Origin of the sequence: Nocardiopsis baichengensis YIM 90130, assembly GCF_000341205.1 — a bacterium.
Taxonomy (GTDB): domain Bacteria; phylum Actinomycetota; class Actinomycetes; order Streptosporangiales; family Streptosporangiaceae; genus Nocardiopsis_A; species Nocardiopsis_A halophila.
Window position 1 is genome coordinate 41,100 of record NZ_ANAS01000044.1, and the last position, 19,181, is coordinate 60,280.

17 protein-coding genes are annotated in these 19,181 nt (G+C 72.7%); 11 read left to right on the forward strand and 6 right to left on the reverse strand.

Translation table 11 applies throughout. The annotated features are described in order from the left end of the window. Window positions 1–316: 316 nt before the first annotated feature. Complete coding sequence (locus C892_RS0127460; RefSeq protein ID WP_017559827.1) at window positions 317–2,041, forward strand: sensor histidine kinase; 1,725 nt, start codon at window positions 317–319, stop codon at window positions 2,039–2,041. A gap of 290 nt (window positions 2,042–2,331) precedes the next feature. Here C892_RS0127460 and C892_RS0127465 read toward each other — a convergent pair whose 3' ends face one another. Then, entirely contained in the window at window positions 2,332–2,838 is a 507-nt protein-coding gene (locus C892_RS0127465) for a hypothetical protein (protein WP_026124676.1), read from the reverse strand. 666 nt (window positions 2,839–3,504) lie between these two features. Between C892_RS0127465 and C892_RS0127470 the strand changes: the two genes are divergently transcribed. The 6 genes from C892_RS0127470 (at window position 3,505) to C892_RS0127495 (ending at window position 9,188) form a co-directional block, all read left to right on the forward strand. Next, the gene (locus C892_RS0127470; protein ID WP_017559828.1) at window positions 3,505–4,173 is read left to right on the forward strand and encodes a CBS domain-containing protein; all 669 of its coding nucleotides are present in this window, start codon (window positions 3,505–3,507) and stop codon (window positions 4,171–4,173) included. Between the two features lie 323 nt (window positions 4,174–4,496). Then, window positions 4,497–5,099 (forward strand): CBS domain-containing protein, encoded by a 603-nt coding sequence (locus C892_RS0127475; RefSeq protein ID WP_017559829.1) that lies wholly within the window; start codon window positions 4,497–4,499, stop codon window positions 5,097–5,099. A gap of 284 nt (window positions 5,100–5,383) precedes the next feature. Continuing rightward, the gene (locus C892_RS0127480) at window positions 5,384–6,340 is read left to right on the forward strand and encodes an Acg family FMN-binding oxidoreductase (protein ID WP_239647562.1); all 957 of its coding nucleotides are present in this window, start codon (window positions 5,384–5,386) and stop codon (window positions 6,338–6,340) included. A gap of 588 nt (window positions 6,341–6,928) precedes the next feature. After that, a complete protein-coding gene (locus C892_RS0127485; RefSeq protein ID WP_017559831.1) occupies window positions 6,929–7,606 on the forward strand; it encodes a helix-turn-helix domain-containing protein in 678 nt (225 codons plus the stop codon). Window positions 7,607–7,776: 170 nt separating this feature from the next. After that, on the forward strand, window positions 7,777–8,325 hold the full coding sequence (locus C892_RS0127490) for a hypothetical protein (protein ID WP_017541044.1): 549 nt from the start codon (window positions 7,777–7,779) through the stop codon (window positions 8,323–8,325). A gap of 92 nt (window positions 8,326–8,417) precedes the next feature. After that, window positions 8,418–9,188, forward strand: coding sequence for an HAD family hydrolase (locus C892_RS0127495; RefSeq protein ID WP_040685630.1), 771 nt, complete (start codon window positions 8,418–8,420; stop codon window positions 9,186–9,188). Between the two features lie 742 nt (window positions 9,189–9,930). Here C892_RS0127495 and C892_RS0127505 read toward each other — a convergent pair. The 3 genes from C892_RS0127505 to C892_RS0127515 all read right to left on the reverse strand — a co-directional run bounded on the left by C892_RS0127505 (window position 9,931) and on the right by C892_RS0127515 (window position 13,398). Further along, window positions 9,931–10,731, reverse strand: a complete 801-nt coding sequence (locus tag C892_RS0127505; protein WP_017559834.1) for an enoyl-CoA hydratase-related protein — start codon at window positions 10,729–10,731, stop codon at window positions 9,931–9,933. A gap of 178 nt (window positions 10,732–10,909) precedes the next feature. Continuing rightward, window positions 10,910–11,899, reverse strand: coding sequence for a phosphotriesterase family protein (locus C892_RS0127510; RefSeq protein ID WP_017559835.1), 990 nt, complete (start codon window positions 11,897–11,899; stop codon window positions 10,910–10,912). Continuing rightward, the gene (locus C892_RS0127515; RefSeq protein WP_017559836.1) at window positions 11,896–13,398 is read right to left on the reverse strand and encodes a long-chain-fatty-acid--CoA ligase; all 1,503 of its coding nucleotides are present in this window, start codon (window positions 13,396–13,398) and stop codon (window positions 11,896–11,898) included. The genes C892_RS0127510 and C892_RS0127515 overlap by 4 nt, the downstream gene beginning before the upstream one ends. A gap of 401 nt (window positions 13,399–13,799) precedes the next feature. Between C892_RS0127515 and C892_RS0127520 the strand changes: the two genes are divergently transcribed. Further along, the gene (locus C892_RS0127520) at window positions 13,800–14,234 is read left to right on the forward strand and encodes a hypothetical protein (RefSeq protein WP_026124678.1); all 435 of its coding nucleotides are present in this window, start codon (window positions 13,800–13,802) and stop codon (window positions 14,232–14,234) included. A gap of 87 nt (window positions 14,235–14,321) precedes the next feature. Here C892_RS0127520 and C892_RS0127525 read toward each other — a convergent pair whose 3' ends face one another. Next, window positions 14,322–15,716, reverse strand: a complete 1,395-nt coding sequence (locus C892_RS0127525; RefSeq protein WP_017559838.1) for a dihydrolipoyl dehydrogenase family protein — start codon at window positions 15,714–15,716, stop codon at window positions 14,322–14,324. 490 nt (window positions 15,717–16,206) lie between these two features. Then, entirely contained in the window at window positions 16,207–16,875 is a 669-nt protein-coding gene (locus C892_RS0127530) for an AfsR/SARP family transcriptional regulator (protein WP_017559839.1), read from the reverse strand. A 437-nt stretch (window positions 16,876–17,312) separates the two neighbouring features. Between C892_RS0127530 and C892_RS0127535 the strand changes: the two genes are divergently transcribed. The 3 genes from C892_RS0127535 to C892_RS0127545 are packed head-to-tail and all read left to right on the forward strand — an operon-like array spanning window position 17,313 to window position 19,007. Beyond that, entirely contained in the window at window positions 17,313–17,738 is a 426-nt protein-coding gene (locus C892_RS0127535; RefSeq protein WP_017559840.1) for a VOC family protein, read from the forward strand. 18 nt (window positions 17,739–17,756) lie between these two features. After that, window positions 17,757–18,086, forward strand: coding sequence for an SCP2 sterol-binding domain-containing protein (locus C892_RS0127540; RefSeq protein WP_017559841.1), 330 nt, complete (start codon window positions 17,757–17,759; stop codon window positions 18,084–18,086). A gap of 42 nt (window positions 18,087–18,128) precedes the next feature. Next, window positions 18,129–19,007: a class I SAM-dependent methyltransferase gene (locus C892_RS0127545; RefSeq protein WP_239647564.1), complete on the forward strand. Its 879-nt coding sequence runs from the start codon at window positions 18,129–18,131 to the stop codon at window positions 19,005–19,007. The last annotated feature ends 174 nt before the right edge of the window (window positions 19,008–19,181 follow it).

The following is a 19,181-nucleotide window of genomic DNA, read 5'->3' on the forward strand; positions in this document are numbered from 1 at the left end:
TTCACGTAAGTAGGGAAATGCGCTCTCCGACCGGGGCAGGGCCCGTTGAAGCGTTCAGTGTCGCTCTCGGCCCGGGATCGGGCCGCCGAAGACTCCTGCTGCGGATCTCGCCTCTCTGCGGTGAGCGTCTTGAAGCCTGCGATACAGGACCGCCCCTCGTCCTCCACCTCGGCCTCCCCGCCTCGATCGCGGCGGCCTACGGACGGTTCGGCGCCGGCCGCCCGCGCCGAGCGCCGGGCCTCCCCCTGCCAAGGTAGAATCCCAGGTGCGGTCAAGGGCCCGCGGCGTTCGGCGCCTGTGGACTCGGAGGTGAGCGGTGTCCGACGACGATGCCCGGTCCTCGGGCACGCAGATGCTGATCCCACAGATGCAGCTCGACCAGCTGCTCGCCGAGTTGCAGAACCGCCTCAGCGCCGTGATGGTGACCCGCGATCGGGTGCACTCACTGCTCAACGCGGTCGTCATGATCGGCACCGGCCTTGATCTGGAAACGCTGCTGACACGCATCGTCGAGGCCTCCATGGACCTGGTCGATGCGCGCTACGGCGCGCTGGGCGTGATCGGGGGCGACGGCGAGCTCGAACGGTTCATCCCGGTCGGCCTGGACGACGAGGCGATCGAGGGCATCGACCACTGGCCCCAGGGGCGCGGCCTCCTCGGGCTGCTGGTCAAGGATCCGCGTCCGCTCCGGCTGCGGGACATCACCGACCACCCCGAGTCCCACGGCTTCCCTCGGGGCCACCCCCCGATGCGCGGCTTCCTCGGGGTGCCGGTGCGCGTGCGCGACACGGTGTTCGGCAACCTCTACCTCACCGAGAAGGCCGGCGGCGCCGAGTTCGACGAGGACGACGAGGCGATCATGGTCGCCCTGGCCACGGCCGCAGGCGTGGCCATCGAGAACGCCCGCCTCTACGAGGAGTCGCGCCGTCGCGAGCACTGGCTGAGCACGTCGGACGAGATCACCACCCGGCTGCTGACCGGGGACGGGCTGGACACGGTGCTGGAGCTGCTCGCCGCGCGGGTCCGCCCCCTCACCGACGCCGACCTGGCCGCCGTCGCCGTACCGGAGCCGGGGGGTGAGAGGCTGACCGTGCTGGCCTCCGACGGGCCGAGGGCGGCGGAGGTCCGGGGACGTACGGCCCCGGTACACGGAACGCCGGTCGGGCGGGCCTTCCGCGGCGACGCGCCCATCGTCATCGACGTCTCCTGGGAGGACGGTGCGTCCGCGCCGCTCCTGGACGGACTGGGGCTGGGGCCGGCTCTCCTGGCCCCGATCGGTGCGGGTGACAGCGCGCGCGGTGTCCTGGTGCTGGGTCGCGGCGCGAGCAGCGCCCCGTTCCCACCCGAGACCGCGCAGATGCTGCACACCTTCCTCGGCCACGCGGCGCTCGCCCTCGAACTGGCCGAGGCGCGCAGCCACGCCGAGCGGTTGAGCATCCTGGAGGACCGCGACCGCATCGCCCGGGACCTGCACGACGTCATCATCCAGCGGATGTTCGCGATCGCGATGTCGCTCATGGGCTGCGTCGACCGGATCACCGATGCGGCGCCCGCCAGCCGGGTGCGCCAGGCCGTGGACGACCTGGACGACACCATCCGGCAGACGCGCTCGACCATCTTCGCTCTGCAGCACATGGGCGAGGGCCGACGGTGGCTGCGCACCCGGATCCTGGAGGCGGTCGGCGCCGCCTCCGAGCCCCTCGGGTTCTCGGCCGGTCTGCGCCTGGACGGCCCCATCGACAGCGCGGTCCCCGACGACGTGGGCGAGGACGTCCTGGCCGTGATCGGGGAGGCCCTGTCGAACGTCGCCCGCCACGCCGAGGCCTCCCGGGCCGAGGTCCTCGTCCACGTCGACGAGGGGGTCGCCGTGGCGGTGCAGGACGACGGTGTGGGCCTCCCGGAGGAAGGCCGCCGCAGCGGACTGCGCAATCTCGCCGACCGCGCCGCTCGCCATGGCGGCACGTTCACGGCCGAGCGGCGCCCGGAGGGTGGGACGCGGACGGTGTGGCGCGTCCCCATCGACGAGGACGGCTTGGGCTAGAACGGCCCGGCCGCCCATGCGCGTGCGGCCCGGCCGGCGGGCGGACCGTCGATGCCGACGGCGCTGAAGCGGAGGGGACGGTCCTGGGGCCGGTCGGCGCTTCGGGCAGGGGACCGGGACCGCCGTTGCCAGATGTCATGTCCATGCTCGGGATTCTCCATGGCCGTAGGCGTCGGGACGTGTGGTTCCGGGGCGCCGGGCCTGTGGGGACTCCGGGCCCGACATACCGCCGCGCAGGAATGCTCCCGCCCCGGAGGGGCCCGGCCCCTCACGGCATCCGGTCAGCGTCGTCAGGGCCAAGAAGGACCGGTAGATGGTGGCGGACTGGAACCAGTGGTCGGTGCCGGCCCCACGATGACCATGGAGCGGCCGCGCGACTCCTCGGCGTTGGCGGCGGACTCGCGGCCGATGCGCCCCGCCTTGTCCGCCGGGGGCACCGGTGTGGACTTCCTGCCAGGCAGGGGGCAGGGCTGGGTGGCGTCGCCGTATCCACTCGGGCACATGCCCGGCAGTCCGGAACGCCCCACCCCGTGCTGCGCGAGCAACGGGTCGAAGACCGTCGTGACCAGGTGCCCGCCGATCTCGCGCACCGGGACGCTGCGGCGGATCGTCTCGGCGCCGCCGCCGTCGAAGCGGGGCAGGTCGGCAAGGGCCGTCTCGCAGCCGTCGGCATAGAGGCGGAGCGGCGATCGGTTGTCGCCGAGCCGGAGGTTCCACCTGCCGCCCTCGCGGCCGTAGCCGAAGCCGAGGGACCCCTGGGGTACGACGGGCTCGCCGGTGCGCCCGTCGATCAGCACCGTCTTGAACGCGGCGTTGTCGCCGCCGACCGTATCGCCGAGGTCGGCGGCGATGAGGAACCTGCCCGGGCGGCAGGCGCCGGCGGAGTCCTCCGGCGGGTCGATCCGGACCAGGAACGGCAGGTCGGTGTCGCGTGCGACGTAGTCGTCCTCTCAGTCCACGACATAGCACCAAAGGACCGATTCGTCGGCATCGATGGGACGAAGGTCCCAGCGCCGACCGGTGCGGCCTGGGCGACGGAGGGATGAGCACCCGGCGCACACGCCGCCCGGCGTCCGGGAAGCGCCTGACGGACCCACCTGGCCGATCACCGCCGACGGGTCGCACGGCGGCCGCGGGTCGTGCCCGTTGACCAGGACAGGGGCCTCGTCGGCTGATGGCCTGACGGCACTGGGGCGCGGGCCTTCCGGCCCGGGCGGGCCTGGAGGGGCGTGTCCGGCGCGGCGAGGAGGCACCCCCACTCTCGCCTGCCCTCCCCCGTGCGGCGCTCGCCCGGTGCCCACGGTCCCGGGTCGTCGGCCGCCGATACGAACGTCCGCCCGCGAGAGGCCCGTGGGCACTGTCGGCCCGGCACCGGACGGCGGAAGTCTGGAAGCAGGGCGGACAGCATGCCGCCGCCCCGGGGACGGGCCGTCCTCCCCTCCGCGTCCGAAGGAACGGGAACGATGCTGGTACACGCGATGATGTCGCAAGCAGAGGTGCTCTTGGACGAGGAGACCCCGGTGCGTGAGGCCGCCCGCCTCTTGGCGGAGAACCGCTGTGACAGCGCACCGGTCGTCGACGCCTCCGGTGCACTGACCGGAATCGTCACGGAGAACGACCTTCTCACCGACCTTTTCGAAGCCGACACCGATGCCTACGCCCGCGCTCTGGAGGCCCGGGCCGCACCCGGTGTGCACCGCGTGAACGCGGCGATGACCCGCGCCGTGGTGACCGCCGCCGAGGACGACGATGCCTGCGAACTGAGCCGGCGCATGTTCGAGACGCGTATCCGCTGCGTGCCTGTGTTGCGTTCCGGAAGAGTGGTCGGCCTCGTGTGCCGCCGCGACATCATGCGCCTGATGATGCGCCCCGATGCGGATGTCGCCGCTGACGTCCGAGCCGAGCTCGACCTGCGCCTCCCCGATCCCGGGGAGGTGGAGGTGACCGTTCTCGATGGTGTCGTCGAGGTCGTCGGCGCCGCGGACCCGCAGGCGCGCCGGGGCATTGAGGCGCTGGCACGACGGATTCCCGGCACCCGCAGAGTCGTGTTCCCTCAGCGGGCCGCGCCCGCACCGCGCGAGCACGGCGGGCAGCAGGGGCACGCACCTCTGCGCAGTGGTCTCCACGGCTGAGGCGTCGTCCGAGCGCTCCGAGGAGAAAGGCCCGGTCATCACGGTCCGCCCCGACGCCCCGCCCCGGTGGGCGCCCGACCGGTACAGCTCCGGGGACGAGCCTCAGCCCGTGGTCGACAGCAGCGACACACAGGGCGCACGGGGCGGTTTGGTCGGCCGCCTCCGCAGCATGGGACGCTGCGCCGACGCAGCACGGGCCGCACCTTGGGCGGGCGGATCGACCAGGTCGAGGACGTGGACTCCGTCGGGGGGCAGTGCCCGCACCCCGGACGCGGCGCGGCGGTCCGCGATGACCACGGGACAGGTACCGAGAAGGAGGGGCCGTGCTGGTCAACGATGTGATGACCACGCCGCGCGTGGTGCTTTCAGCAGGGACGACGGTAGGTGACGCCGCCCGTCTGTTCGTCGAGCGGGGTGTGGCGGCCGCCCCGGTGCTCGACGGCGACGGTGTGCTCCTCGGCATCGTCACGGAGATCGATTTTCTTCGGGAGCGGTACGAGCCCGATCCGCGGGCCTCGGCACTTCCGGCGGCGGAGCCTGCATCGGGGTTGGCGGAGCGCGTCGCCGACGTGATGACGCGCGATGTGGTCACCGTCACGGAGAACACCGACGCGGCCCGGCTGGTCGACCTGATGGTGCGCGACCGGATCCGGTGGGTTCCCGTGGTGCGCGCGGGGCGTGTGGTGGGCATGGTGGGCCGTGGAGACCTGCTGCGGATGCACTGGCGGTCCGACGCCGAAACCACCTCCGACCTGCGCTCCGCGCTGGCCGAGGGGGCGCCCTACATGCGGCGGTGGTCGGCCGAGGTACGCGACGGGGTGGCGCACCTGGCCTGTGGCGACGCCACCCCCGGAGAGCGCCGGACCGCGGTCGGCATCGCACGGACCGTCGCGGGTGTGAGTCGCGTGGTCGTCGAAGGACCATGATGCGCGGCGGGCCGCCCGCTGGAGCAGGGGGCCGCCCGGCGGCCGGTCCTCGGGACCGATGGCCCTGTCGGGGAGGATATCCGGCACTCTCCTCCCCGGTATTGGTCTCTGCCGGTTCGGACATCGATCGGGTGTGCTGGAGGTAGGGACCGCGGAGGGTCCGTCCCCCTTCCGGCCCCTCAGAAGCGACGGCCGGACCGGCCGCCCCGGAATCCGCGGGCTGCACGGGCCGGAGCCGCGGAGACTGCCACCGACCGGAGCTGACGATGATGGAATCGCCCGACATGCGCACCACCGAACCCATGCCCCTGCAGGCCGCCCTGGAGGCCGGCGAGCGTGCACCGTCCGTGTGCAACACCCGTCCCTGGAACCTCAGCGAGGAGCGGGGGCGCATCATCGTCGCCACCGACCCCGAGCGGCTCCTGGACGTGGCCGACCCCCGGGCAAGGGAACTGGTCATCAGCTGCGGGGCCGCGCTCTACAACATCCGGGTGGGGATGCGCGCCCAGGGGAGCGTCCCGGAGGTCGCGATTCTGTCCGACCCCGAACGCCCCGGGCGGCTGGCCGAGGTCGCGCCGGGACCCGCGGTCCCACCCGACGAGGAGTCCCGCGCACACGCCGCGGCCATTCCCCGGCGCCGCACCCACCGCGGCCCGTTCTCCGCCGACATCGACGACGTCATGCTGGTCCGCGACCTGACCGCCGCCGCGGCCGCCGAAGGCGCGACCCTCCAGCCGCTGACCGCTGAGCCGCTCATCCGCGCGCTCTCCGGCTTGGTCACCGCCGCTGAGCACCTCCACCGCCACGAGCGCGTCCGGACCGCCGAACTCGCCCGCTGGGTGCGGTCGGCCGAAAGCCGGACGGCCGAGGGTGTTCACGCCGGCGACTTCCCGCCCGACCCGGACAGCGGCCTGTTCCCTGGCCGCGACTACGGGCAGCAGCGCATCCGCGGCATGCTCGACGTGCAGGGGACGGTCACCGGAACGGTCGCGCTGCTGACCACACCCGGCGACACCCGCGGCTCCTGGATCGCCGCCGGACAGGCACTGGAGCGGGTGCTGCTGGCAGCCGCGGCCGAGGGCGTGGCGGCGGCGTTCCACACGCAGCCGCTGGAGGAAGAGGCGCTGTGTTCCTTCATCGCGGAGCGGATCTGCGGCGGCGCATACCCGCAGATGATCCTGCGACTGGGGCGGCCCCGGCCGCGCGGGGCCCGGCCTGTTGCGCCCTCACGGCCGCACTGACCCGGGCTTCCACCTGCGGCGAGGAGGGCCCATCGCCCGTTCCGCCCCTGGCCCCGGCGGGACGCTGGTCGATGTGCGGTCGCCTGCGGCCGCGGCCCGTGTCCCGGCATCGGACGTCAAGGGTCGGCGAACGCGGTCCGTACACGGATGACGGTTCCGCAGGCCGCCGCCCTCCGAGCCGCAGAACCGGCTCGGCACCGTCATGCCGGCTCGCGGCCAGGGGGTGACTCCTGCTCAACACGGTGGTGGTGACCGGTTCCCGTCGGCCCGGGAGACCGCGACGCGCGGAACGAAGAACTTCCATCCGGCGCCCGTGATCGCCTCCTCCCCCGGAACACCGGTCCGTTCGTGCTCCGGGCGCCGACGCGACCGGCCCACTCGCTCCTTCTCTCGGCGTGTCAGCGGCATGGTGCCCGCGGCCGCATACCGTCCCCCTCGACCGTGTGCACCGGCCCCGGGACCTCCGCCATGGCCCAAAGGCCCGAATGCCCCATGGCCCATCGGTGTCACATGCGTGACCGTGTGCAGAACGACCGTGCGCAGAAGGAGCGCGACCGACCGGACGAACGCCGAACACGGGGCAGGGCGATGACAGGACCGCACACCGCGCACAGCGGCGACATCGGACGCCGTGTCGTCCAGCGCCGCACGGAGATGGGGCTGACCCGGGACGAGGTGGCCGAGCGCAGCGGGATGGACCCGGGATACATCGCCTACCTTGAGACGCACCCCGCTCGTTTCAGCCGGGAGTCGCTGTACCGGCTGTCGCAGGCACTGCACACCTCCCCCGACCACCTGCTGGGAACCGACACCGACACGCCGCCCGGCAGCGCTGCCACGGCGGTTCCCGAGCCGGAGGTCACCGTGCTGACCGGTGAGGAATGCCTGGAGCTGATCAGCCCCGGCGGGGTGGGCCGCGTCTCCTTCACCGAGGCCGAAGGCGCCGCCCCGGTCGTGCTTCCGGTCAACTACGGCGTCATCGACGGCACCGTGGTCGTGCGTACCGCCGTCGACGGGGCCATCGCCCAACATGTCGGCGAGCCCATGAGCTTCCAGGTCGACAGGCTCGACGAGACCATGAGCGAGGGATGGAGCGTGCTCCTGGCCGGACGCGCCCGCCTCATCGACGACGACGCCGAACGCGCCGCCCTACGCGAGCGGCGCCCTCTGCGCCCGTGGGCGGGCGGCGACCGCGAGGCCTGGATCCGCATCGACGCCGGGCGGGTCACCGGCCGCCGCGTGGGAGGACGCGGCATGCACGCATAGGAAGGCCCGGGGCGCCGACGGTTCTTGGCCGCCCAACGCACCCGATGTCCGGATGTGCCCGGGGCGCGGTGACCTCGGTCCCGGCGAGACGGTGCGGCCGCCCCTGCCCCTCACGAGGGGAACGGGCGTTTTCTGGAATCGCCACCGCACGTCCCTGAAAGGACACGGACATGACGTCACGGAACATCCACCGGCCCCCCGTCGCGGCCGATGCGCCTCGCGACATCGTCGCCTCCCCCGCGGCCCGTGCGGTCCTCGCCATTGTCCGACTGGCGATCGGCTGGATCTTCCTCTGGGCCTTCCTGGACAAGCTCTTCGGGCTGGGATTCGCCACCCCCGCCCAAGGCGCCTGGCTCAACGGAGGCAGCCCGACCCGGGGTTTCCTCACCGAGGCCACTTCAGGGCCCCTCGCCGGGTTCTACCAGTCGTTCGCCGGCGCCGCCTGGGCCGACTGGCTGTTCATGCTCGGCCTTCTCGGCATCGGCCTGTCCTTCCTCCTGGGCATCGGCATGCGCATCGGCGGGGTCGCCGGTGCGATCATGCTGGTGCTGATGTGGAGCGCCGCCCTCCCGCCGGAGAACAACCCGTTCATGGACGACCACCTCGTCATGGCGCTGGTGATGGTCGGCCTCGCCCTCGTCCACGCGGGCGACACCGCCGGCCTGGGCCGCTGGTGGAACGGCCTGGCCATCGTCCGCCGCCTCCCGGCGCTGCGCTGAGGAACCTCCGGGCGGACGCGTCGGCCGTGTCCTTCCGGCGGCCGCCCGGACGGCGACGCCCGTCCGGCAATGCACGGGGGAGAGAAGGGGAAGTGGAGCACACCAGTGGCGCGCTGATCGTGCCAGAGGAGATCACGGCAGTGGCGTTCGCCTTGGACGGGGTCATCACCGACACCGCCTCCATCCACGCCGCCGCCTGGAAGCGCACCTTCGACGACTTCCTGCACTCACGGGCCCGTGCCGTGAGTGAGCCGTTCGTCCCCTTCGCACTGCGCGACGACTACCTGGCGTACATCGACGGCCGCTCTCGCCTGGACGGCGTGCGGGCCTTCCTCGCCTCGCGCGAAATCACGCTGCCCGAGGAGCACACCGGCGCCGATCCGGGCAGCCTGACCGTCGCCGCGCTGGACGACCGCAAGGAGCGCTTCTTCCTCGACTACGTGCGCACCTACGGCGTCACCGCCTCCCCCTCCACGCTCACGCTGCTCAAGGCCCTGCGGCACGCGAGGATACGCACGGCGGTCGTGTCGGCCGACCGCAACAGCGCCGCGATCGTCAAGACGATCGGCGCCTCCGAGCTGTTCGACGTGCGGGTGGACGGTCGCGACGCTGAACGACTGCACCTGCCCGCCAAGCCCGACCCCGCCCTGTTCCTGGAGGCGGCCCGCCGCATGGGCACTCCCCCCGCCCGCACCGCCGTGGTGGCGGACTCCCTGGTCGGGGTGGAGGTCGGCGTACGCGGCGGCTTCGGCATGGTGGTCGGGATCGACCGGGGCGGCCAGGCGGCCGGGCTCTTCGCCCGCGGCGCCGAGGTGGTCGTCTCCGACCTCGCCGAGCTGACCGTGACAGGGGCGGACGCATGAACCCGTGGCCGCCCTCCTACGAGGACTTCGCTCCCGCGGACGAAGGCCTGCGCGAGCCCCTGTGCCCCTCGGTCCGGCTGCTTCGCCACACGCCGCGCTGCGGCCGGCGGCCCGGCGCCACCTCTGTGGCGGGAGTGCGCGAGGGTGATCGATGCCACCGACGACCGGCGCCTGCCGCGTCTCCACCTGATCCACCTGATCCACCTGCTGCAGACGCTCCCGTCGCCCACCGTCGAATCCGGGCGGCTCGGGCATGCCCGCCCCTCGGCACGTGGGCCTCTGCGGGCGCGCTGGGCGGGGCCGGTGGCAGGGCGCGGGCCTGCTCGGCGCCGCGGTCCGCGGCTTCGACCACTCGCAGGTCAGGGCGTTCGTCGTCGCCCTGTTCCGCTCGGTCGCCTCGGACAACGGCGGTCGGGGCCTCGTCGGCTTCCGCTTCCGGGGCGGTCGGGCTCGTCGCGCTGTCGGGCCCGTCGGCTGCGTTCTCAGGGTCTGATCCCTGCTCACGCCTGAGTTCGCCTATCAGCGGCTCGAACGCACCCGCCAGCGCGACCGCACGGGCCCGGAGATGAGGATTCGTTCTCCATTGCAGGTCATCGACCATGCTCAGGAGCCGTCCGCCGACGAGCGCTACCGCACTCCGCAATCCCCCGGACGCTTGTGGAGACAGTACTCCTCCGGCACTCCTCCGGAGCCGTCACGGCCTTGAGGACGTAGGGGCCATGGCGCGGCTCCGGGGCCGGGCTCATTCCAGGGAACGGAACCGCGGGTCCCGCTTCTCCAGGTAGCTCGCGACGCCCTCTGCGGAGTCGGGGTGGCGGAAGGCCTCGGCCATCAGGGTCTCGGCGTGGGCGACCGCGGTCGGGAAGTCGGAGTCCATGGCGCGCATCACCTGGTCCTTGATGAGGCTCATCGAGGTCGGCGAGGACAGCCGGGCGAGTTCATCGGCGTAGGCGACCGCGGTCTCCACCAGGGACTCGGGCTCGACCAGGCGGTCGACCAGCCCGAGGGACAGCGCCTCCTCGCCGCGGACCAGCCGAGCGGACAGGAGCAGGTCCAGGGCGCGGCTCTGTCCGACCAGGCGGGGAAGGATCCAGGCGATGCCGTACTCGGCGATCAGGCCGCGCCGGGCGAAAGCGGTGCCCAGTTTGGCCTCCGGGGTGCAGAAGCGCAGGTCGCAGTAGAGCGCCTCGACCAGGCCGAGCCCCACGGCCGCGCCGTTGATCGCGGCGATCAGGGGCTTGCGCAGGAAGAGGGGGCGCTCCCGCGGGCGCTCCCTCTCGGGCGGCTCGACGGAATCCGGGCCGCGCGTGCCGACCTTCTGGAGGTCCTCGAAGTCGGCCCCGGCGCAGAAGCCGCGGCCCGCCCCGGTGACGACGACCGCACGGACCCGCGGGTCGCCGTCCGCCTCGTCGAGGAGGTCGAAGTAGCGGTCTTCGAGCGCATAGGTCCAGGCGTTGAGCCGGTCGGGGCGGTTGAGGGTGAGCAGGAGGACCGCGCCGCGGCGTTCGGCGAGGACGAGGTCGGAGGGCGGTGTCTCGGTCATTCGGGTGTCCTTGTCCGTGGATGGCGGCCTGGGCGGGGGCGGTCGGTGGCGGCGGGTGGCGGGACCGCCCGTGATGGGGACGGGCGCGGAGTGGACGGGCGCGGCATCGGCCCGGAGTGCGCGGTCGAGGGCCCGGAGGCTCCCGGACGGCGGTGCGCCCGGTGCCGCGACACGGCCCCTAGCCCACCGCGCCCTCGAACACACGGCGCGGGGTTCCGACCAGCATCCGGTCGAGCTGGTCCTCGGTGACACCGCGCTCGCGGACGTACGGGACGACCTCTTCGTGCAGGTGCAGGTAGTTCCATTGCGGGAGGAACGCCATGACCTCCGGGTCGATCCAGTCGATGTAGCAGGAGGCGTCCTGGGAGAGGATCATCCGGTCCGCGTAGCCGCGCCGGCACATCTCGACCAGCGTGTCCGCCCGGGCCTCGAAGGTGGTCTCCAGGTAGAGGCCGAACCGGTCCATGCCGAGCACGAACCCGGCGTCGGCGAGCTCGGACAGGTGGTCGCAGTCGGCGGTGTCGCCGCTGTGGCCCAGGACGATCCGGCCGGGAGGCACGCCCTCCTCGTCGCACATGACGCGCTTCACGTGCAGGCCGGTGCGCGAACCCGGGTGGGTGTGCACGGTGACCGGCGCGCCGGTCCGGTGGTGGGCGCGGGCCACGGCCCGCATGATCCTCTCCACGCCGGGGGTGAGGCCGGGCTCGTCGATCGCGCATTTGAGCATGCCCGCCCGGACGCCGGTGTCCGCGATCCCCCCGGTGATGTCCTCGACGAACATGTCGGTCATCGGGTCGGGGACCTCGGTGCCCAGCGCCTCGTTGAGGGCGGGGCCGCGGTGCCGGAAGAAGAACGGGACCCGCTCGTAGGCGTACACGCCGGTCGCCACCACGATGTTGAGCTCGGGCACCCGGGCGGCGACCCGCTGGATGCGGGGGATGTACCGGCCGAGGCCGATCACCGTCGGGTCGACGATCGTCGTGACGCCCTGGGCGGCGAGGGCCTTGAGCCTGGCGACGGCGTCGTCGACGCGGGCCTGCTCGTCGCCCCACTCCCCGGGGTGGTTGATCTGCACGTCGGTGGTGAGCACGAAGACGTGCTCGTGCATGTAGACGGTGCCGAGGGCGGAGCTGTCGAGGGGGCCGTTGACGGTGGGGACGGTGGTCACGCGCGCAGCTCCTTCTTGAGGATCTTTCCGGTGGGGCCGACGGGGAGGGCGTCGAGGAAGCGGACCTCGCGCGGGTACTTGTAGGCGGCCAGGCGTTCCCGGCAGAACGCGGTCACCTCGTCGGCGGTGGCGGTGCTCCCGGGCTCCAGGGCGACGTGGGCGACGACCTCCTCGCCGAGGCGGGCGTCGGGCCTGCCCACCACGGCGGCCGCGGCGATGGCGGGGTGGGCGTAGAGGACCTCCTCGATCTCGCGCGGATAGACGTTGTAGCCGCCGCGGATGATGAGGTCCTTCTTCCGGTCGACGATGAACAGGTAGCCGTCCTCGTCGGCGTACCCGAGGTCGCCGGTGTGGAACCAGCCGTTCCGGAACACCTCGGCGGTGGCCTCGGGCCGGTTCCAGTAGCCCTTCATGAGGTTGTGGCCGCGGATGACGATCTCGCCGACGTGGTCGGGCCCCGGGGGCAGGGGCCGGTCGTCCTCGTCCACGATCCGGGTCTCGACGCCCCGGATCGGCTTGCCGATCGAGCCCACCTTGCGCTCCTCGGCGCTGATGTTGAACGTGGTGGTGCTGGCCGTCTCCGACAGCCCGTACCCCTCGAGGACCACCGCTCCGGGGAAGGTCTCCTCGAACGCCCGGATGACCTCGCCGGGGATGGCCGACCCTCCGGAGACGCCGACCCGCAGTGCGGACAGGTCCCGTCCGGCGAGGTCCTCCTGGAGGAGGGCGACGTACATGGTCGGCACGCCCGAGAAGACCGTGCAGCGGTGCGCCTCCATCGCATCGACGACCGGCCCGGGCTCGAACCGGGGGACCAGCGCGAGCGTGCCCCCGTAGCGCACCGCGACGTTGAGGACGCTCGACAGGCCGAACACGTGGAACAGCGGCAGGACCGCCAGGCCCACGTCGTCGGACCGGAAGCCGAACAGCTCCCCGGCGACGGTGCAGTTCATGTAGAGCTGGTGGTGGGTGAGCTCGGCGCCCTTGGGGCTGCCGGTGGTGCCGCTGGTGTAGAGCAGGACCGCGGTGTCCTCGGCCCGGGTCGGCTCGATCTCTCCGGTGTCGTCCGCGGCGAGGAGTTCCTCGAACGGCAGGGTGCCTTCGGGGGGCTCCGGGTCGCCGACCACGTAGACGGCGGCCTTCGTGCCGGCACGGAGGGCCTCGGCGGTGAGCGGCCCGAAGGTGACGAGCACGCCCGCCCCGGCGTCCTCCACCTGGTAGGCGATCTCGGGCGCCTTGAGCAGCGGGTTGAGCGGCACCATGACCAGCCCTGCCTTGAGGATCCCGAAATAGCAGAACAGGAACTGCTCGACGTTGGGCAGCTGCACCGCCACCCGGTCGCCCGGCACCAGGCCGAGGCCGCGCAGGCCCGCCGCCACCCGGCCCGACACCTCGTCGACCTGCTGGTAGCTGAAGGCCGTGCCGCCGCTGTGGCACAGCGGCTTGGCCGGTTCGGCCAGCCGGGATTCGCGCAGGATCGTCGCGAGATTGAAGCCCATGGTCGCCTCGCCCCTCTTTGCATGCCGACCGTTCGGTATGCCTCCGATGAATATCGGCGCGCTTCTCCGGCTGTCAATGGGGGTGCCTCGGCGGAAGCGGGGGCCGGCACGGCCGTGGAGCGGCCGGGAGGCCCTCCGGCCAGGCCCGAGCCGGTGAGGGCGGGAGGAGTCGGCCCCCGCTCGGTCCGCCGGTGGGAACGGTCGTCCCCGCGGGTCCCACCTCCCCGACAGGTCCCACCGGCGCCCCCCGCTCCGATACGGCGAGGACCGGAGGAATGGGCGAGACTGTCAGGCTCCCGACACGACCGCGCCTCGGACCGGCCCGGCGGCGGAGCAAGGAGGGAAGGGGCGGCGACCCGTTCCCGAGCGGTCGGCGCGGGCCGAGGCGAATACGAGGGGGCATGGCCACGATCGCTCATGCACGTTCCCGCGCCCTGACCCATGCCGGGCGGGGGCTCATCTCAGGTCTCGGCGGCGGGGTGGTCTTCGGCGCGCTGATGGCGGTGACCGCCATGCTGCCGATAGTGGCGATGCTGGTCGGTTCCGAGAGCGCGGCCGTCGGCGCCGTCGTTCACCTGGCGACATCGGCGGCGATCGGACTCGGCTTCGGCGTGCTCGCCGGCGCCGTCGCCGACCGGGTGCGGACGGTCCTCCCCGCCGGTCTGCTCTGCGGCGTGGTGTGGTGGGTCCTGGGCGCGCTCGTGCTCATGCCCGCCTTCCCGGGGATGCCGCTGTTCATGCTCGGCCCGCCCGCGATGATGCGCCTCATGGGCCACGCCGTCTACGGCCTGGTGACCGCCGCGATCCTCTTCGGGCTGAGCCGCACGCACGTCTGACGGCCGCCCGGTAGGGGCACGGGTGCTGCCGCCCGTGCCCCCGCTCTCTGGGCTGAGGCGCACCAGGGCGGCCCCGCCCTCCGGTGGTCAGTCGCCGCCCGCCAGGTCGTTCAGCGCGTCCTCGATCCCGCGGTGGAACGTGGGGTAGGCGTAGATCATCCCTCGCAGCGTCTCCACCGGCGTGCGCGCGTGCACCGCGACCGACAGCGCGCCCAGCACCTCTCCCCCGTTCGGCCCGGCAGAGGTGGCGCCGACCAGCACGCCGGCGCCACGGTCCTCCACGAGCTTGATGAACCCGTCGTTGCCCGCCTTGTGGATCCACCCCCGGGCCGTGGACGGCACCTGCGCCGTGCCCGTGCGCACTTGGAGTCCCTTCTCGCGGGCCTGGGCCTCGGTCAGGCCCACCGCGCCCACCTCGGGGTCGGTGAAGGTGACCCGGGGCAGCGCCCGGTAGTCGGCCGTGGGCCCGTTCCCGCCGGTGAGGATGTCCTCGGCGGCGATGCGCGCCTGGTAGACCGAGACGTGGGTGAACGCGCCCTCGCCGACGATGTCGCCCAGCGCCCACACCCCCGGCGCCGCCCGCATCCGCCCGTCCACGGAGATGGAGCGCGCCGAGGTGTCCAGACCGACCGAGGCCAGGCCGAGGCCGTCGAGGTCGGAGCGGCGCCCGGTGGCCACCAGCAGCCGCTCGGCGCCCACCTGCCCGGAGCCGGTGTCCACCGAGAACCCGCCGGGGCCGTGCGACACGCCGGTGATGCGCACGCCGGTGCGCACGTCCAGCCCTTCGCGGCCCAGCACGTCGGCGACCAGCGCGCCCGACTCGGGCTCTTCGGGGCCGAGCACCCGCTCGCCGGCCTCCAGTACGGTCACGCGGGTGCCGAAGCGGGCGAAGGCCTGGGCGAACTCCAGGCCGATCGGCCCGCCGCCGATCACGCACAGCGAGTCCGGCGCCTTCTCGGCGCGCACGGCCTGGCGGTTGGTCCAGTAGGGCACCTGGTCCAGGCCGGGGATCGGCGGGACCGCGGGGGCGGTCCCGGCGGCCACCACCACGCCGGTGCGGGCCCGGAGCACCCGCTCGCCGCCGCCGTCCTCACGCACCCGGACCGTGTCCGCGCCCTCCAGCCGACCGGTGCCGCGCACGAACCTGCCGCCCTGGCCAAGGAAGCGCTCCACCGCGGCGGTGTCGTCCCAGTCGGTGGTGGCCTCCTCGCGGATGCGCCGGGCGACCGGGGCGAAGTCCGGATAGGCCTCGGCGTTCCCGGCCAGTTCGGGCACCCTGCGCGCCTCGGCGAGCGCGTCGGCCGCGCGCACCATCATCTTGGTCGGGATGCACGCCCAGTACGGGCACTCGCCGCCCACCAGGGCGGCCTCCACCCCCACCACGTCCAGGCCTTCCGAGGCCAGCCGCCCGGCCAGGGCCTCGCCTCCGGGCCCCATGCCGACGACGACCACGTCGGCGCTGTCCACTCCGGTGTCGGCCATGCCGCGTCACCGTCCCATCCCCGTCGTATCGGCACGCCACCGCGCGGCGGCGTCGAGTTCGGCAAGAAGCCCGGACAGGCCGGCCGCTCCCCCGCGACCACCGGCCCGCCCCGCACAGAGCAGGCCCGAGCGACGGCCCCGGTCTGTCGGGTCGCTGACCTACCCCCTGCCCCGATCGCGCCCCGCGCAAGCCTCCGGTATCCGGGGCGACCGCGCCGCCTGACCGCAGGATCGAACGGCACGCGGACATCCGGCCCGGGGCCGCCGCCATGCCGGTCCGGTCCGCCACGGGCGGCACGCGTCCTCTCCGCCGGCGGCCCCGAACACGCGGAGGGGCGCAGGGGCCCGCCGCCGGGGCACGGTGGCGGCGGGGCGTGTCCCGTTCAGGTGCCCGACACGCGGGAGAACGGCCCCGCGCCCCGTCCCGCCGAGCCCGCCGGGCCCGCCGTGCGGTCCGCCGTCCGCTCGGTCTCCCCGGCCGCCGTCGGCGCTACGGCCTCTCGGGCATCGGGGAGACGGGGGGCGGGTCCCCGAGCATTCTGGTGCGCAGGGCGAGCAGTTCACCGTTCGGGGCGGCGCCGACGTCGCGTTCGAACGAGGCGACGAACCCGGCGAGCCACTGCCGGGCGAAGTCGCAGCGGCCGGCGGCCAGGGCCCCTTCGACGACGGCGGCCGCCGCGAGCTGGTTGTACTGGTCCAGCTGCAGCAGCTGGCGGGCGTACTCGACGGCCTCGTCCCACTCCCGGCAGGACCGGTGCAGGTGGATGAGCCGGACCAGCGCCTGGGAGTGCAGCCCCTCGTAGCGCTTGCGGTAGGGGACGAGCCAGTGGTCGCAGGCCTGCTCCCCTTCCAGGAAGCGCCGGATGCCGTAGGCCGTCACCCGGCTGTAGTAGAAGCAGGCCCGCCGCTTGTCCTGCCGCAGATCACAGGCCCGCCCCTTGTCGAATACGTCCTCGACCTCCCCCGTGTCCGTCCACCACAGGCCGCCGGTCTCCAGCCGGTAGAAATTGCTGCCGCTGCGCCTGATGAACGTCGACTCCCGGTGGGGATGCAGTTCGGGTTCGAGCATGCGGCGCAGGCTGTGCATCGTGACGTGGAAACTCTGCACGGCTTTCTCGGGAACGGCGTCGGGCCAGCAGAGGTCGATCAGCTCGTCCATCGATCTCGGACTCCCCGGGTGCAGCAGGAACCACTTCAGCATCCTGAGCGTCGTGTCCCGCCGCTGGCACCTCCGGTCCACGGGCTCCTGACCGCGAAAAACCCGGAACGGGCCGAAGAAGAAGGCCCGGAACCGCGCACCGCCGTCCCGCCCTTCGGACGGGCAGCACCGAGACGGCGCCGGCGGATACGCGGAAAGTTGAAAGTTGTTCATTTCGGAACCCCGGCGTGTGAGCGGAACGAGCGCGCGACCGTCGCCAGGGTAGGAAATCGGCATCGTGCAGGACAAGGGCCCGGTCCGACAGTGGACCGGCACCGCAACGGCGACTTGCATCCTCGGTAAGCGAGGGGTAAGCCCGCGTCCCTAATGTGGCCCGGACCGAATACACGCACCACGCGGAATACCTCCGGCCGCAACGAGGAAGTGGGGCACGAGAAATGTCGAGGCTGGATCTGGTGACGATTCTCGTTCGCGACATGGAAAGAACGAAGGCCTTTTATACCGGACTTCTCGGTTTCAGCGTCGTCGAGCGGTTCACGTCACCGGACGGCACCTTCGTGTGGCTCCGCTCGGCACGCTCGGGCAGCAGCATCGCGCTCCAGGACGCGGCGGCGCGCTCAGAGAAGCCCACTCAGGCCGACATCCCCGAGGCCGGCGGCGGGCTGATGCTCGGCTTCGCCGTCGAGGACGCCGAACTGGCGCACAAGGCGGCCGTCGACTCCGGATTCGACACGCGCACCGGGGTCGTGGACATGGGGAAGGGGCGGACCTTCGGCTTGAGGGACCCCGAAGGGAACTACATCCAGGTCTTCGATGTCTACCCGGAGTTCCAGGAGGTCCAGCGGAAGCTCGGATTGGACTGACCAAGGAGGCACGCACGCATGTCCATGAGCGTAGGCGAGCTGTTCGAAGAACTGTCCACACGTTTCAAGAGCGAGGCGGCGGCCGGCCTGGACCGGACGCTCCAGTGGAACATCACCGATGTCGAGGACGGGGTCTGGGCCTTCCGGATCGCCGGCGGCGAGGGAGAGCTCATCCCCGGCGGGGTCGAGGACCCCGACACCACGTTCAGTACCCGCAGTGAGACCTGGATCGCGATCGCCGAGGGCCGGCAGGACGCCATGCGCGCCTTCATGACCGGGAAGCTGAAGGTCGAAGGCGACATGATGCTCGCCATGAAGGTCCCCGAACTCTTCGAGACCGGGGCCTGACCGCACCGCCTCGACGTCCCGCCCGGTCCCCCGCCGAAGGAGATGAGCACGTTGGAGCAGGTGACGCAGGATCGCGCCGATGCCGCAGAGGGAGCAGAAGGAGCAGCGCCCGAAGCGGAGCGGACGGAGCCCCGGACCGACCCGGAGAAGGTCCGCCTGGAATGGATCGCCTCGCTGACCGACCCCGCGACGTTCCGCTACCTGGAGCAGATCGGCGTCGGGCAGGGCTGGCACTGCGCCGAGGTCGGCGCGGGAGCCGGCTCGGTGGCCCGCTGGCTGTCCAGCCGGGTGGGCCAGTTCGGCACGGTCCTCGCCCTCGACACCGAGACCGCCCACATGGAGGGGTTGTCGGCCCCGAACCTGGAGATCCGGCGACAGGACATCACCCGGACCCCCCTGGAGAAGGGGGCCTACGACCTCGTCCACGCGAAGATCCTGCTCATGCACCTCGAAGAGCGCGAGCGGGTGCTCGGGGAGTTCGTCGCGGCCCTGAAGCCCGGCGGGTACCTGCTGGTCGAGGAGGCCGACATCCGCAGCATCCAGCGCACCGACCCGCCCTCGCCGCTGCTGACCCGCGCCGCCTCCGCCCTGGAGACCTTCTTCTACTTCGGCGGCGCCGACCCGGGGTACGGGATGAAGCTGCTCCCCGCCGTCCGCCGCACCGGCCTGAAGGTGCTGGGCACCGACTGCCAGTTGACGGCCGTGCAGGCGGGGACCCCCGCCGTCCAGACCGTCTCCATGAGCCTGGCCAAGCTCGCGCCCATGATCGTGAAGGCCGGGCTGATGGGCCGGCAGGAGGTCGACGCGGCCTTCGAGCTTCTGGAGAAGCCCTCGGACATGGTCGTGTACACGCCCGTCACCGTCTCGGTCTGGGGTCGGGCCGAACCCGGCGAGGGGCCCCGGGACGGGACCGGAGCGTGAGGCCCTGCCCCTGCCCCGCCGACCGCGGGGGCGGCGAGCGGGCCACCGGTGCGGCCCCGGCCCGCCGGCCGTCCACCCCTCGCCGCCCCCGCCCACTTCTCCGCGGACGCGCATGATCTCCACGCATTCCGGGAAAGGACCCCTCCATTGCTGTACGTGGTCATCGCCCATGAC